Source organism: Paenibacillus sp. FSL R7-0026 (assembly GCF_038004485.1).
Taxonomy (GTDB): Bacteria; Bacillota; Bacilli; order Paenibacillales; family Paenibacillaceae; genus Paenibacillus; species Paenibacillus xylanexedens_A.
This window is the reverse complement of the sequence record NZ_JBBORG010000001.1, coordinates 3,356,175-3,373,983: the sequence shown is the minus strand read 5'-3', so window position 1 is coordinate 3,373,983 and position 17,809 is coordinate 3,356,175. Positions and strand designations below refer to the sequence as shown.

Sequence of the window (17,809 nt, the reverse complement as noted above, 5' to 3'; positions counted from 1 at the left end):
CACCTCCTTAAAAGAAAAGCGTCAATCGATAGAATTGTTGAAAAATCAAGCGCATTTCGCGTAAGTCTTAAAAACCGGCTTAGAAGTAAGCAAAGCAAGTACAACTACTTGAGATGCATTAATTGATCAAGGGTACATTCACCGCTGCGAATTTTCTCTACAAGGTGGAGGTAATTCTCGTCATCGGAACGGCTGTATGCTTCATCCGTATTCATAATCGGTGCTGTCCCGGAATTACCCATGAAGCTTCGCATTTGATCAGCCTCCCCCTGCATGACGACTACAGGTGACCTTCTCTCTTGCAGTGTCTGCTGGAGAGATCGCATCGCATTTGCACGCTCCAGTGGAGCCGCTCCTGATATTTGTTCCATGTTCTGTCTCGCATGATCATTCATATGCATACCGCCCTCTTCCCACAAGGGCCAATTAATGGCGAGTGTAAACCCGTGACGTTCTCCCTGCTGAACACATTCATTGCGGTATTCGGAATATTCGTCCATAAACGCATTCGCTGCCGCATAATCGGCTTGACCCACATTGCCATGTACCCCGGCTAGCGAGGAAAACAATACAAAAAAGTCCAGCTTGAAATACTGGCTTGCTTCATCCAAATGAACCGTTCCAGCGACTTTTGGAGCCAGAACCTCCTGAATGTCATCAAGCTCCTTTCGGATCATATAGCTGTCGCGAATTAAGCCTGCATTATGAATAATTCCATGCAATTCGCCGTGATTTCGGCTGATTTCCAGCATCAGTTCATCTACAGCTTCCCTCTTCGAGACATCCGAACGCCGATAGATGACCTCTGCCCCCATCTGTTTCAGCAACGCCATTCGCTGGTGATCTGATTCATCCGGTTCCGAGCGCCCCGTAAGGATAAGCACGGGATGTTCTGCCTGCTTGGCGATCTGCTCCGCTATGATAGATCCGATTGCTCCCAGACCACCTGTAATCAGATACACGCCTCGATCTTTCCAAGGCAGCTCGACCAAGGGGGAATGTGAAGTAACGACCTCTTTCCACAATGATGTATATCTTTTATCGTTCTGATAGCGGATATGTGTGTCGCCAGCGCTTTGACTGCTTTCCGTTAGGATCTGCACCACTCGTTCAGTGCTCTGAAGATCATCAGCTTCAATGATTTGAATAATGATTTTCGGATTTTCCAATTCAGCCGTTTTCAGCAAGGCAGATAATCCTCCGAATAATTTGTACTGTGCCCGCTTGGCGACCAGCAGTTGAATGAGTACAGCACCTTCCGGTCTAGCTTTGAGCAACTGTTGCACATAACGATAGGCCTTCTTAACAGCAAACAAGTATTGCTCACCCATCAAGTCGGAATGACCAACCCGATCTGCTGGGTCTGGACCAAGGGATACATACTGCACATTCGGAAGTTTGGTAGCTAAGACGTGTTCCTGCTCTGTCCAAGGGCCAGATAACATGACGATATGACGACTGTATACAACCTCAGGCACAACTACAGCTTCCTGCTCCTTCCACTCTTTTGCAAACAACAGTGTTTGTGATTCGGTTGGAGATAATGTTTTCCCCATGTGAATCTCTCCCTTCAATGGTTTGCTGGTGAAGCCCTCGAATTGCACACATACATTTCCATCATCATCACACAAGTCGATGTCCAGCTTTTGCAGTGAATAAGATGGTTTATGTCCCTTGCTGTAACGAATATAAGCCCACATGTGGGCTGTGCAAGGACGGTGGAAAACGACCCGCTCCAGTGCAAAAGGAAGCAGCGGACTTGGACTTGTTTGTTGTCTGTGATCATCAGGCATCGAATGTGCAAGCAGCAATCCAATGGCGGACTGCAAAGCCGCATCTGCCATGGACGGATGCAGGACGAAGTCACGAGCGGAGTCCCTTACCCGGGCAGGCAGAGCGAGTTTGGCCAGCACCACGTTTTCTCCCGTATAGACCGTTTCGATTCCTCGCATGGCTGTGCCATAATGCAGTCCCATCTGTTCAAATGCCTGATAGCATTCATCCGCTGTCCACGGCTTGATGCATCTGCTTCGTATGTCTGCCAGATTCAGCCTTAAGTCTTGAGATTCGTTTTTCAGCAAAGCCAAACCCTGACTGTGCAGCAACTCGGCTGACGCATCTTGGGTGTATACTTCATAGTGGATATCTCCCTGCTCTTCCGTATATAAACGCACATGAACGTCGTTGGCCTGAGAGGCAATTACCACGGGTCTGCCCCAGATGATATTTTCCAGCACAATCACTTCAGGCACGGAATCAGCATGTTCTACAGAGCGTTTCACAGCCTCACGAGCCATTTCCAAATAGGCCACTCCCGGAAGTACCCGGTAGGTTCCGACCTGATGATCTGACAGGAAAAATTCATCACCACTGAACCGTGAGGTGAAGCGCTGCTCCAATAACAGGGATGTATTATGGTGAAGCATCGGATGAAGCACAATGGGATTGCGGGAATCTGCCTCGGTGGTATTAGCGACATGTAACATTCCCTTAGCATCAGGCAGCCAATATTTTTCCCGCTCAAACGGATAGGTGGGCAGACTCATTTTGCCTGGTGTTATTGCACCATACATTTGCTTCCATTCCAGCTTCTCGCCATTCACCCATAATTCCAGCAATCGATCCACGTTAACTTGCATCATGGCCAGTCTGACATCTTCAGAAGGAGGTTTGTTCGCTTCTAGCTCGGTCTCTAACGGAGTATACGAGGTCCGATTAACCCGTCCTCTGTATATCCCTGTTATGGCTTGTTTTAACTTTCCGGTTTGAATGGTAACCAGTTTAGCGACCAGTTCATGTATTGTGCTTACTGTAAAAGCCAAACGTTCTTCCATTGCCTCTCTGCCGGTTTGAAGTGTATAAGCCAGCTTGTCCAACACCTGATCATCCAATGTTCGGCGGCTAATATATAGTAGAAGTTTCTCCGCCACAGCAACCAGCCTTTCTTCATTTCGGGCAGACAAAACGATCATTACCGGTTGCTCCGACTTACTTTCTGTCCTGCCATAAGAGCTTTCTATCACAGGAAAAAAAGGTTGAGCAGGAGCAGGAATGTATTCTTCAACGATTACATGAGCGTTTGCGCCCCCAGCGCCAAATGAGGATACACCAGCAATGCGTGGTATTTCCCGCATCTGTCCGTCCACCTCAACCATCGGTCTTGACCAATCGCTCGCCTTCTGCTGTACGATAAACGGCGTGTTCTTGAAGTCAATTTCTCTGTTCAGCTCTTCGGTATGCAGGCTGGGTGCAATCTGACCATGTTTCAACTGAAGAATAATCTTGGTAAGTCCACCAATTCCGGCAGCCGATTCCATATGTCCAACGTTGCTTTTCAGTGACCCAATCGAACAGTATCCTTTATCCTGCGTATCCTGGCGGAACGCTCGGGCAAGTCCGGCCATTTCAATCGGATCTCCCAGGCTTGTCCCGGTTCCATGAGCCTCGATATAGCTGATCCAGCGGGCGTCAATGCCTGCCTTGTTGATCGTCTCCCGAATCAGGTCTCCTTGGGCTGCAGGATTGGGAACCATATACCCATTCGTCTTGCCGCCATGGTTAATGTGGGTTCCACGGATGACGGCATGGATCTGATCTCCATCTTCAACCGCTTTGGACAATTGTTTCAGGATAACCACCCCTACGCCTTCCCCGGGTACAAAACCGTCTGCCTCCTGAGCGAAGCTTTTGCATTTACCGTCAGCTGCCAGCATCTGCTGGGCACACAAGGCAACATAGCTTGAAGGATGCAGATACAGGTTCACCCCGCCTGCAATGGCTGCCTCACATTCGCCGCGGCGAATGCTTTCACATGCTTCATGGATAGCCGTGAGTGAAGAGGAGCACATCGTATCCACCGGCATGCTGGGACCATGGAGGTTCAGCAAATAGGAAACTCGGTTTGCGACTGAACTGAACGAGGTCTGCGGGAACCAATCACTGCCTTCATTCCATAGTGGCGGGCCGTAGAGGTTGAAGCCACTTTTGGTAATGCCCGCAAATACCCCCACTTTGCCATTGTACTGTCGATCCATCTGTTCCCTTGTATAGCCCGAGTCTTCAAGCGCTTCCCATACGGTTTGCAAAAAGAGCCTTTCCTGCGGGTCCATGTTCATGACCTCTCGGGGAGAGAGCTGGAAGAACAGCGGATCAAAATCAGCGTATCCTTCAATAAAGCCGCCCCATTTGCTGTAGCTTTTACCTTTGCGCGCGGCTTCCTTGCGATCCTGTTCATAGAATCCTTCAAGTGACCAGCGTTCTTCCGGAATTTCCGTGATGCAGTCCTTGCCTGCAATCAGGTTGTCCCAGAATTGCTCCAGATTATCTGCCTGCGGATATTTGCCGCTGATGCCAATAATGGCAATCGGTTCATTGGCAGCCAAGTTGAGAGATGCCGTGATGGGTACAGGCTTTGCCGGATATAAAACAGGCTTCTCCATCGTCCTTTCCACTGCCGAAACGGTTGGCTGAATAAGGGATTCATGCGTTTGTTCCGGCTCTTTTTCGGGCAGATTCGGTAGAGCCGCCGCCAGCAGCTCCTGTCTGTGCTGCTTCATAAAATAATGAATTAATGATGCAAGTGTTTTGTGCTCAAAAAACAGAGTGGTGTTCACGTCGTCAAAATGTTTGCGCAGCTGATTCGTCAGTTGAACAATCAGGATGGAATCGATGCCGTAGGCCTCCAACGGTTCGGACTCATCGATGTGTTCAGGTGACATCCGAATAACCTCTCCGACCAGACGTTTGAAAAATGTCAGGCTGGCCTGCCACATCTGATCGGAATCCGGTTCTGACTCCAACTGTGAGTGTTGTTCTGTCTGCATTTTGTCCATGTTCATGACCGATATGTTTTCAGAAGAAATAGGCTCATGATTGGACCTGGCCTCCGGCGAAGGTATGGCCATGGATATATATCCGTCGCTGAAGGCGGTGATGATCTGCTGCCCAAGACTCTCACCTGGTTCGGCTGGCAGCATTGCCTGTCCAAACCCGGATTCTTGCAGCGTCTTCTGCCATTGCTGTTTGCCAAGAACAGGGGAGCCCCCGATACGGATATCATCATCTTCATAGAGCCACCAGCCTTCCAGCAAACCAAATGTCAGGTGACTAAACAGTGAGCTATGGGTCAATTCATTCAGCAGAAGCAGGCCGTTTTGTTTTAACAGATCGTGTACGTGACCCAGGGTGCGTCTGATGTTCCGGGTAGCATGAAGAACATTGGCTGCGATGACCAGATCATAACTCCCCAGATCGTAGGATTGTTCGGCAGGAGGTTTTTCGATATCCAGCATGGTGCAGTTCAGATAAGGGTGATTCTCCCCATAGGTCTTTTCTCCATGCAGCAGGAATGCTCTCGAGATGTCGGTGTATGCATACTCCGCAATAGAGGCGGCAAAGGGTTTTATCCGCTTAAGCACCTTTTCGGTCGTTCCTCCTGTCCCGGCACCGATTTCAAGAATACGCAAGCTGGCCTGCGGATTGGATTCAAGTCGCTCGGCGAGGTACGCTGCGGCGGTATCCGCCAGTATTTCGTTGAAATAGTCTGCTGCTGAATTATGCTTGTAAATGTTCTGCACCATATCCATCGTTCCGTCGGGGAACATGATATTGGTGGCAGCCAGCTCTCCTCTGACAATCTCCGGCAGGCTGCGTATCATCTGGTCGACTAACTTAACCTGAGGCGCAAAATCCGGGTCAAGCAGCCAGTGCTGCATACGCTGCTCCCATGCCGACCACATCGAGTCAGAAGCAAGAGACTGTTGCGACAAGGTATATTGCTCTATACGTTTTCTGCTTTCCTTCATCCAGCGATCATAGATGGCAACAGGACGGTTTGCCGAATCAGCTGAGGCCATCTGCTGCAATTGTATCGACAGCAGTCCGGCCAGCATGGACTCAAATTCATCGTTAAAGGCGGCCCACTTTTGTTGTAGCGGCTTCACGTTGAGCTGTTGCCCAGAAATTCGATTCATGAGCTGATGGCGCCCTATTTGCTTCGCTTCAGTCGCTACCATAAACATATGATCAGACGCTGTGCCTTCCACTGCCCCTGGTTTGTCCGTTTGAATGAACGCCAGTTGATGCTTACCTCCTGCCATCAACAGTTCCAGCGCCCGCATGGCATCCTCAGGATGTATGGAGCCTATTCCCGACTGATTCAGTCTTTGCTTGAAAGTGGCAGGCACCTGACTGGCGATGCCGGTCTCAGCCCAGTAACCCCAATTCATTACTTTTACAGGGAATTTCCAGGATTGTGCTGCAGCGCTCATACCATCGATAAAGGCACATCCGGCGGCATATCCGGCTTGTCCAGCTGGTGTGGTGAACGAGCTCATGGAGGAGAAAAACAGCATGAAATGCAGAGGCTCCTGTCCAAAAATGTTCATCATGTTCACACTGGCATCCAGCTTGGATGACAATACATTGCGGAAATAATCTGGAGTCATCTGAGACAGACTTTGATCCATCAGGCCTACTGCAGCATGGACAACCCCGTGAATGGCGGGCGCCAATGATCTGATCTGGCGGTATGCCTCCTGCAAGCTGTGTTTGTCGGATGCATCCGCGGAAATATACAGCGGTTCGGTTCCCAATTCGCCAAGGCGTCTGCATAGCTCTCCGATCCGTGCATCGACCGCTCTTCGGCCAATCCAGATAAGCCGCGCCTGATAGCGCCGAATCATATATTCACTCCATGCTTCCCCAATGCCGCCCGCACCGCCAATAACGACGTAGACGCCATTTTTTCTGAATGCTTCATGCGTGTCACCTGTAGAGCAGACGTTCACCAGTACACTTTCATACCCTTTTCCATTCCGCCAGGCGCGCGTATTCCCATCCCATATCCCTGGAAAATGGCGTTCGGGATGCGCTCCGATGTCATGGACATCATCCACATCCAGATGGCAGACCCTCCAATCCGGCATTTCTTTGGCGAGGGAACCTGCCAGTCCGCTAATTCCGGCGTGCGCAGGATAGATCGTTTCTCCAGCCAATACGTTGCAGGCCTTCTCCGTTATGATGGTCAGATCGAGTCTGCGTGCGTCGTAGCCCAGATTTAGCAAGACTTTAATGAGGAGAAATGTCTGAAACAATCCCTGGTTCTGCTCATTGATCACTTCCACAGCATGCTCCGGCCCCTGAACGATGCTTGAGGGCGGCACAATCCAGATCAGATGGCTGAATAAGCCATGGCGCTTTAACTCGAGTTCTAGTTTTGTTTCTGGTTCATCCCCTTCAACCGCAACAGGTCTCAGGTCGGGATACCATTGCCGAATAACGTCCTGCTGCCTCGACGTCCCGCCTACGATAATCCCTAAACCGCCGAAAGACATGGACTTAGGTTGGGTTACATCTGGACTGGTCGATACTTCTCTCCAACTTGGCGCATAAGTCATCGCTCCCGAGAGTGGAATTGGTGTCAGTGTCTGCTTCTCCGAGGTGGCGTAAGCTATTGTTTCATCCGGTACTGGCTTCGCAAATGTATTGTACTCTTCCTGAATAACTCCGGATGGTTCCCCAGGGTACGGTCTGTGCAAAATCGTCAGCCCCATGAATTGCAGGACTATTTTTCCCTGGTCGTCACACAGAACGATCTGCACTTTGCTAGCCGTTCCGGAGGAATCCTGTTCCGGCAAAAGACGCACCCATGCCCAGACGGAATCCGGGCAGTCTCGATAGATTACAGCCTGATCCAAGGAAAAAGGGGTAACTCCCCCTTCCTTGAATTGCGGCAATCCGATGCATACCTGTATAGCTGAATCCACCAGAGCCGGATGCAGTCCGTACTCCTCAGCCGTGGATGCAAGAGATGGCGGCAGTTTCAATTGTGCGATGACTTGCCCCTCTCCAATATGAAGACGTTGAATTCCTTGATGACTCGGTCCATAAAATAGGCCGGATTGCTCAAAGAAACGGTAACATTCAACAGCCGTCATCGTTTGTTTTCCACATTGCAACAGCAAGGATTCCAGATCGATCGTTGAATAGGATGAGGCTTGACGAGTGGACGTCGAAATCGTTCCTATATGATGTACATTCCGTTTGGATGATTCGGATTGTACGGTTCTCTGGTTGTTTTCCCCGCTGGTTATTTCATAACGGATCTCCCCCGTATCCAGCGGAGTCAATCTCAATTCCGCCTGGAGCCTGCCCGGTGTGACTGAATGCAGTTCCATCCCCAGCGGCACAGTCCAGTAAATGTCGCGAATAACTATTACCCTGTCCTGCCGGGATGTATCTGTCGGAATAACCTGTTCCACTGCTGCCCTGGCCATTTCAAGGCAGGCGGCCCCTGGCATGATTTTACGATTGTGAATGACATGATCATTTAGAAAAAATTCCTGTCCGCTCCATTCTGAACTGAAACGAATCCCTTGCAGATCCGATGTATTTCGCTGGAGAAGCGGGTGAAGATAAGATGTCGGTACAGGTTGTCCCGATTTTCGCTCTCTCTGTTCAGGCACCCAATAACGTTCTGTGGCAAACGGATAAGTGGGCAGGCTAATTCGCTGGGGCGTCCTTCCCGTGTAACCTTCAGACCACGGAACATCCAGACCTTTCACCCAAAGATCCAGCAGCTGTCCATACTTGCGTTTGCGGACCCAGTTTTTTACCGTTTCCTGCATATCTGCATCCTCTGCCAGTACAGAGATGGAGGCTCTGTGGGACTTTATTTTGCCTCGATAGATGTTTTCGGCTTTCTCCGGATCATGAATATAAGCGTCCAGCCGGTCTTCTATTTCAGCAATGGAAGTTGCCACCAAAGCCAGTCGCTCTTCCATCGCCGCACGCCCTGTCTGAAGTGTGTACGCGAGCTGAGGTAGATGACAATCCTCATAGCGTCCCGATTGCAACGCCGCCAGCAATTGCCGAGCCTGCTCCTGGAGTCTTTGTTCGGTTTTGGCTGACAGTACGATGCATACCGAAGTAGCTTTGTTCATTGAGTCCCCGTGAGCTGGATGAAGGGTCCGATCAGAATTGGCTACCGATTCATCCGGAATATATTCTTCAAGCAGCACATGTGCGTTGACACCTCCGAAGCCGAAGGAACTCACTCCTGCACGTCTTGGCAGCGTTCTGCCGGCAGAGTCATGGAGCGCTTCCCATGCTTTATTTTCATCGACGATGTAAAAAGGACTCCCTTCCAATTGAATGTAAGGGTTAGATCTTTCATAATGAACTGTCTTCACAAGCGTTTTGTATTTCATTTGCAGCAGTACCTTAATGACCCCGGCAATGCCCGCGGCAAGCTCCAGATGCCCAATGTTGGTTTTGATAGAGCCCAGTCCGCAAGATGCTGAGGTTATCAGATTGGGTTCCGCAGTTGCAAGAGTCTCCTGAAACGCGATCTTCAAGCCGTTAATTTCAATGGGATCACCAAGTGGCGTCCCTGTTCCGTGAGCCTCAATGTATCCTATGGTAGATGGGTGCACACCAGCCTTTGAATATACGGATTTAATCAAGTCGGCTTGTGCTCGCGGATTCGGTGCGGTGAGTGATGCGGCCCGTCCACCATGATTTTCATCCGTAGCACGAATCAGGCCATATATGTGGTCACCTGCTTGCTCAGCGGCCCGTAACCCTTTCAAAAATATCATGCCAACGCCTTCTCCGCGTACATATCCGTTAACCTCATCGGAGAACGTTTTACAACGTCCATCCGGACTCAGCATACCCGCTTTATTGAAACTGATATGATAATCCGGATCCAGAATGGTATTAACTCCACCCACTATAGCAGTGTCACAGTCTCCATTTCGTATCGCCTGAACAGCCCTGTGAAGTGCCACCAGCGAACTGGAGCAAGCCGTCTCCACGGGTTCGCTTGGACCGTGTACATTCAGGAAAAAGCTCATTCGGTTAGGACCTACGGAAGCCACATGGCCTGTGGAAGTATATCCTTCGATTACGGTATCAGCCTGTGTTAACAGACGATGATATCCGCTGCTTGCAGTGCCAACAAAGATACCCATTTTTGAACCGGACAAGCTTGGTGGTGCATAGCCCGCATCTTCAATTGCTTTCCAGGCATACATCATCAAAAGCCGCTGCTGCGGGTCCATCAACTCCGCTTCACGTGGGGAAATGCCAAAGAAGCCAGGATCAAATTCGGCGACACCCTCCATAAATCCGCCCCATTTGATATTGGTTTTGTTGTGAGCCTGATCGGGGTCTCCGTAATAGGCTCTCCAGTCCCACCGATCCGCTGGAATTTCCGAGATGCAATCCCGTCCCTGAAGCAGGTTATCCCATAAGGCATCAATGTCCTTCGCCATCGGAAAACGGGCGCTCATTCCAATAATGGCGACGGGTTCCGGTGGCTTATGATATTGATGATCGAATTCAGGCAGGCTGGATTCTCGATGGCGTTCGGAGGATGATATTGAACCTCCCATTTGTTCTTTTTGCACAGAGGAATCTTCCGTTTCTTTCGGAAATGGATATGGGTAACGGATCGAAAGGGAATCAGCCTGTTCCACCTGTCCGAGCAGATTAGAGGAGGCACCTTCTGTTTCATTCTCCTGTGATGAGTCATCAGCATGCGATCCTTCGGTGTCCATGTGCTTCTCAGGCAAAAGTGTATCCCACTGTTTCGGATAGGCTCCAACAAGATGTCCTGTTAAAGACCTTAAGGTGGAGTGCTCAAAGAAAACAGTAGGTGTAAGTTTAAGCGCATAGTGCTCATTAAGAATACCGGCGAAATCGGTAAATGAAATGGAATCGAATCCATATTCGCCAAATTCCACATCTGGAAAGATGTCGGTCCGGTTTACCTGCAGCAACTCAGACATATGACCCGTTAAAGCGTCTTGGACTCTGGAAACGAGCAGCCGTTTTCGCTCATCCCCTGTCGGCCATGTTCTTTTTTGCGACTCAGGGATGTCGCTTGGGACGTCAACAGACGTCATGGATTGTGAAGGAGCTGTTGACACGTTCCATATTGGCGGCAGATCCACCGAACCTGCGGAATCTGACATCACACCTGACAGAAATAACTCCGGTTCACCGTAAAAAGCCAGCACTTGGGATGAACCGCTGTTCATGGCCATATGCAGCAGTTTGATTCCGATAGAGGTGTCCATCGGGTGCATTCCCCATTGGCGGCGGATTTTCTGCTCCGCTGCTGCTCCAGGTTGCATGCGTCCTTCCCTCCAGAGCGGCCAGTTGATTGCGAGCGTTGTGCCGTTACGCTGTCCGTTCCGAACGAGCCCATCTCGGTATGTGGCGTAGGCATCCATAAAAGCATTCGCACAGGCGTAATCCGCTTGACCCGGATTGCCTGTCACAGCAGCGAGCGAAGAGAACAGGACAAAAAAATCGAGCGCCATGTGGGCGGTCGATTCATCGATCCATATCGTGCCGTCCACTTTGGGAGCCAAGACGGAGCGCAGTTCTTTTGAATCTTTGTACCGTAAGGCACGATCTTTCACGACACCTGCAGCATGAATAATGCCGTTCAGTTCACCGTAATCAGACTGAATTTCCTGTACCATTCTCTGAACTGCTTTACGTGAAGTGATGTCCGCTTTCCTGTAAAGTACGTGATTTCCGTTCAATTGAAGCTGTTGAAGATGGCCCTGCTGCTCTGCGTTTGGAGTCGAGCGGCCGTTTAACAGAATCGTGGCATTCCTGATCTGACTGACAAGTGTCCGTGTCAATGCTAATCCGAGTCCGCCGACGCCTCCGGTTATCAGATATACCCCACCGTCTTTCCAGGACAATGAATTGCCAGCGGAGTGAGCAGACAGCTCATGCCACACTCTTGTCTGCCTGATGCCGGAAGCCGGATAGCGGGCAATTACGTTTTCTGAATGACGGCTCTCTGAAGCCACTTTATCAATCAGTTCTCCTGTTTGTATGGAGGATTGCAGCTGAATGAGCTGGCATGTCAACTGTCGATGCTCTCTTAAAGCCGTCAATAACATCCCGGCAAGACCGTTGAGCAGACCGCCCTGCCCCTCTTCCTCGAAAGGGATAACAAGCTGAATAAGTGTACTTCCGGTTTCCGTGTTCACCATTTGCTTAATTTCTTCGAGCAGGTGTGCAGCTGATTCAGTAAAAAAACTTGCAAGCGGGTGCAGCAATGCATTGTCTTGCTCCAATCGCTCTGCGTATGCAAATGTGTCCGTTGCCAGTCGTACGCAGCGGGCGTGAGGAAACGATTTACGCAATGAAGATAACTGCCCGGCAAAGTGATCTGAAATCAAGATCAGATGACTGTTGTACTGAGCGGCTGATCGGTCGGAAGGGATCTCAAGCGGTTTCCATTCCGGCGCCATTAGAATCGGCCTCACGTTTTCTTCCTTCTGTGTATCGAAATCTTTCTCCAGAACACGTGGCGTGAATCCGGTCATGCGTATCCGGACCACTCCGTCCATGTCGCACAGATCTACATCCAGCATGTGAATTTTGCTGTCCCGACTGTTTCCTGAACTGTACGCGGCAACCGCCCACATCTCCGCTGTGCAGGGACCCAGAATATCCAACTGCTCCAGCGCGAACGGCAGCGCAGGCCTGCCGGAGGCAGCCTGGTCCGTCACAATGCCGAGCAGATATCCGATGGTGACCTGAAGTGCCGAGTCCATCAAGCTGGGATGAAGAATATATTTTTCACCCGAAGCGGTCAGGGATTGCGGGAGTGACAAGTGTGCTATGACACGATCCTGCCCCACATATACGGACTGTATCCCGCGTAAGCCCGGCCCAAGGACAATGCCCGTTTGAGCGGAGGCAGCGTAGAATGCTTCGGCATGAACCGGGCTGGGTTTGCAAGCCGCAAGTTCGGTTTGAATATCCCGCTCCACCTGGACCGGAAGCTTGGCAAGTAAGACTTGGCCCTGACTGTATACCTGTTTATGTTGATCGCGTTCCTTTCCCTGCTCCTGAACAATTTCAAAGTGCATCGTTTCGTCTCCCTCTGTCTGCTCGACAGGACGAAAACGGATGGCAAAGGACGCTGATGTTTCATTCAGAATTAACGGGGCAGACCAGATCACGTTTCTCAAGCGAATCATCCTCGAATCCGAGAAATCACCCCATGCCGCATCTGCTGCAAAGCATACCCATTCCAAATGAGCTACACCCGGAAGCACCTTCATCCCCTTCACCAAGTGATCCTTGAAAAAGAATTCCTGACCGCTGAAAGCGGACGAATATTGCAATTGCTTTACGCTGGATGTGTTTCTGTGAACAAGTGGATGCAGCACTGTTTCAAAAGCATGTTCGCAACTCGACGGATGTTTAACCCGCTGAGTATCTTCACGTGCCGGCACCCAATAGTCGTCCCCTGCAAAGGGGTAAGTAGGGAGCGGAATACGCCGTGCAGAAATTGGAAACAGCTTGTCGAAAGAAAGATCGTAGCCCTGTACATACATTTCACAGAGGGCTGACAAATGCTCCAGATAAACAGAGGAATCCTCCGTTTCCCGGCACTGCCTTATACATTCGGCGGCGTATCGCTTCAACGAGGCGTTGCCGCGTTGTTCGTTTCGATTAACGAACCCGCTGGTTACTGAATTGCTCTCCCCTTTTGCAAGCCACTCACTCAACTGGTCTACAAGCTGGTCCCCGTTGCGGGCAATGCAGATCATCCGATGGGCCAGATGGGGTCTGCCTTTAAGTAAGGTATAACTCATGTGCAGACTTTCCACCGCGGAGTTTTCTTTGGCATAGGACACAAGCTGCTCAGCTTGCTGACGTAGTTGGTCCGCAGTGCGCGCTGACAGTGCAATCAGATAGCCAGGCCGCAGGTCGGAGCTGGCAGCCAGACGCGGGGGAGCCTCTTCAATGACCATATGAGCATTGGTTCCGCTGAATCCAAATGAACTGATCGCGGCCCTTCTCCTCTGGCCTTTTTCCGTGTCCCATGGCTTGGTCTCCGTATTGACATAAAAAGGGCTGTCGCCGAACGCAATGTTGGGATTGGCCTTTTCCATATGCAGTGAAGCTGGAATGCGCTTGTGGCGCAAGGAAAGCAAAACCTTGATCAATCCGGCAATGCCCGCAGCGGTCGCCAGATGCCCGATATTGGTTTTGATGGAGCCCAGCGCACAGTATTGCTTCTGATCCGTATATGACGAAAATGCGTTAGTGAGCGCCTGGAACTCGATCGGGTCCCCAAGCCGGGTTCCGGTTCCATGCGCCTCTACCAGCTGAATGCTGGCCGGATCAATAGCGAAGCGATCATAGACCTGTTTCTCCAAAGCGGTCTGTGATTTGGCACTTGGTGCGGTAATTCCGTTGGTCGTACCATCCTGATTGATGCCTGTTCCGCGAATTACGCCATGTATGTGATCTCCATCACGTACAGCATCACTGAGCCGTTTCAGCAGAACCGCTCCAGCTCCTTCTCCTGGCACAAAACCGTCTGCCCGTTCATCAAACGTATGACATCGCCCGGTGGTGGAAAGCATGCCGGCACGGTTGGCATCCATATAGAACTGGGGAGTCGATTGAATAAATACTCCACCCGCAAGCGCCATTTCCGTTTCCCTCGCCCACAGCGACTGACACGCCAGATGAATTGCCACCAACGAGCTGGAGCAGGCGGTATCAACCGCAATGGCAGGACCTTTTAAATCGAGATAATAGGCGATCCTGGCCGGAATGATTGATCCAGCTTTCCCCCAGAACGACTGAGCTGGAGGCTGTTCACCCATCAGCTGTCCATAATCCATTTCCGTACAGCCAACGTATACGCCGCATTTACGGCCCTGCATCGAGTCGCCGGCATAACCGGCATCCTCGAATGTTCTCCAGGCTTCCTCCAGAAAAATCCGCTGCTGAGGGTCCATGTAGGCCGCTTCTTGCCCGGAAATGTTAAAAAAGAGTGGATCAAACGCATGAATGTTATCCAAAAAGCTGCCCTGGTCGCAAAAGGAAACATCCGCTCCATAATGCTTGGCAAGATTCCAGCGCTGCTCGCGCTGGATCAGGTCATCTCCCTTTTCGAGATGCGCCCACAATTCCGCTACGTCGCGTGAACCCGCAAATCGGCCGCTCATTCCAATGATCGCCACCGGCTCATACGTTGCCAGCTCTTCGCTTTTGTTTCCCAATCCGTCACTTTCAATCCGGACTAAAGTGGTGACAGCGGCAGAATCAGCTGGAAGAGCAGCAGCGGCAGGCTGATAGTGCATATATTCCGGCACGTTAATGACAATTTTGCCGATATTTTTTCGTTGATCCATGCAGCGGTAGGCTTCCTGTAATCTGTCCATCGGGAATGTCTGACCGATCAGGGGACGGATGACCCCTTCTTCTACCCATTGCATCATCTCTTGCCTGTATTCAGCGAGCATTTCAGGCTGTTCCATGCCCAGCTTGCGCAGATCCAGACTGTAGAAGCTCTGGTTGTGATTGAGTCCCGACAGGTTGACTGAATGGGCGCTTTTGAGAGCTGTCATCGCGATCTCGATGTATCTTCCATTCCGCGCAAGACAGTTTAATCCTTTTTGCAGCGCCTCGCCTGGCAGGGTATTTAGAATGACGTGTACCCCTTCTCCGTTCGTGAGCCGTTGTACTTCCTGTTCAAAGTCCGTAGTGGCATAGTTGATTACATAGCTGGCGCCCATTTCCTGCAAATAATCAAGCTTGTGCTGCATGCTGGCCGTGGCGAAAATTTCTGCACCAAAATGGCGGGCAAGCTGAATGGCTACAAGTCCGACACCTCCGGTTGCCGTTTGGATCAGAACCCGTTCGCCGGGTTGAATATTGGCTTTGCGGAAGGCGGCAATGACGGTCATGGCTACGACGGGAAGCGAGCAAGCTTCCTCATGAGTAAGCCGATCAGGTTTGGCAAACACTTGCTCTGCTTTACACGTAATGGCGGTGGCATGCGCTCCGAGAGAGGCATCTGCATAGAACACTACCTCATCGCCGGTTTTTACCGTTGTAACGGAGGAACCAGTTTCAACTACAATACCGGCTGCCTCAAAGCCTGGTGTAAAAGGATACGGCGGCATGGTCGGATACAGGCCCCGAATACAGAGCAAATCCCCGAAATTCAGGGAAAACGCTCTGACCGAAATGCACACTTCGTCAGGCCGCAACTCCTGCACAAGGGTCTGATGAAGCTGAAGACCACTGATCTGCGAGGGACTGCCAATATGTGTGTGATAAAAATAAGACCCCGAGGTCTTGTCATTGATTTGGGTATTAGGTGCTTTCGCGTTGCTGCTGTCCACAAAGGGAGCCGATGCATAATTTACAGATTGGGAAGGCAGCGATGTGTCTGGGAAAATTGTTGTTGCTGTATCTGATGCCATTGCAGCTGCCGGTTCTGGCTCCAAAGACTGACTCTGCAAGAGCAGCGATTCGATCGTTTTTCCGTATTCCTGCAAAATGTGTTCTGTCAGACGATCCACATTGTTATAGTCGAACAGCACGGTCGTTTGCAAGGTCAGTTTGCACTTTTGATTAAGCACGTTGATCAGATGGACGGCAATAATGGAATCGACGCCATAGTCCGAGAAGCTGCGATTGTTCTGGATTCTGGACTGCTCCATCTTCAGGTCCTCCGCGATGCTTTCACGAATCGCCTTTTTTACAAACTGTTCAGTCATCTCTGCGGTGATGATCCCATGATCCGCAGCAGGCTGCTCCTGTTCATAGAACGATTCGTTCTGGTATGCGATATCGGCAGGACGACTGGGTTGAAAAACGTTCTTGACAACAGGTGCAGAACCATTAGCACGAATGACGATCCCGTCACTTTTGGCAGCAATGATGTGCTGTCCATAGCGGTCTGCCTGTGCTGACGGGTAATGAACGGAATGATAGCCTTCCCGCTGAAGCATCTTTTTCCAGTTTGCGGCCGACAAGGCCGGACAACCCGGGATGCGGACATTCTCATCCGTGTATTGCCACCAACCCTCCAGCAGTCCAAAGGTCAGGTGATTTATTACGGTTTTGCGCGTAATCTCGTTTAACAGCAATTGTCCATCCTTTTTGAGTGATGCCTTGATCATGCGAAGTGTGTCTCGTATATCCGGGGTGGTATGCAGGACGTTGCTCGCAATAATGAGATCATACCTACCCGGTTCAATGCCTTGCTCGGCAAAAGGAATTTTCAAATCGGCAATTCTGTATGTCAAATAGGGTACCGTGGGGCCATACTGCTGCTCAGCATGCATGAGAAAGGCACGGGATATATCGGAATAACAGTATTCCTGTATCTTGTGTGCGACAGGTTTTAACTTTTCAAAAACGACTTCACTTGTGCCTCCCGTACCGGCGCCGATTTCCAGAATGCTTACTTTCCTGTGTCCTGTGATCTCGGACGTCAATTCATTGATTACGCTCAGCGCCTGTTCCGCAAGAGTTCCGTTGAAATAATCGGCAATGGCATGATGTTTATAAATACCTTCAACCATATGCATCGACGAGTCGGGAAACATCACTTCGGTAGCGGCCCTATGTCCTTTGAGAATGTCCGGAAGAGCACGAATCGTCGAATCGGCCAATCTCGCATAAGCGCGCACATCGGGATGCGAGAGCCAGCCCGGAAGTCTGCTCTCCCATGCCTCCCAGGATAACCGGGTCCAGGCCGCAATCTCTTCTGATTGGAGGCTTTCAACCGGACCAGGCAGCTCCTGGGCATATTCGGCAAGCATCAGGCGACTTTCGATCAGCCATTTCTGATAGAATGGGCGGACCGTTTTTTCAAACACAAAATGTTCGTCCATACATCCCGCATTGTGCAGCTGCCCCCATAATAACCGAATAAGAAGCCGTTCGATGCTGCTCATCTGCTCCTGAACCGAATCCATATGTTCTGTAATGATCATCTACTACACTCCCTTTGCAT

General features: G+C 50.6%; 1 protein-coding gene. It reads right to left on the bottom strand.

Features of this window, described 5'->3' with window-relative positions; translation table 11 throughout:
• Nucleotides 1-104: 104 nt before the first annotated feature.
• On the bottom strand, nucleotides 105-17,789 hold the full coding sequence (locus MKY44_RS14940) for an SDR family NAD(P)-dependent oxidoreductase (RefSeq protein ID WP_341007692.1): 17,685 nt from the start codon (nucleotides 17,787-17,789) through the stop codon (nucleotides 105-107).
• Between the last annotated feature and the right edge of the window lie 20 nt (nucleotides 17,790-17,809).

Coding starts and splice junctions, on each gene's coding strand:
- MKY44_RS14940 (WP_341007692.1), bottom strand. CDS start 17,789: ATGATCATTACAGAACATATGGATTCGGTTCAGGAGCAGATGAGCAGC.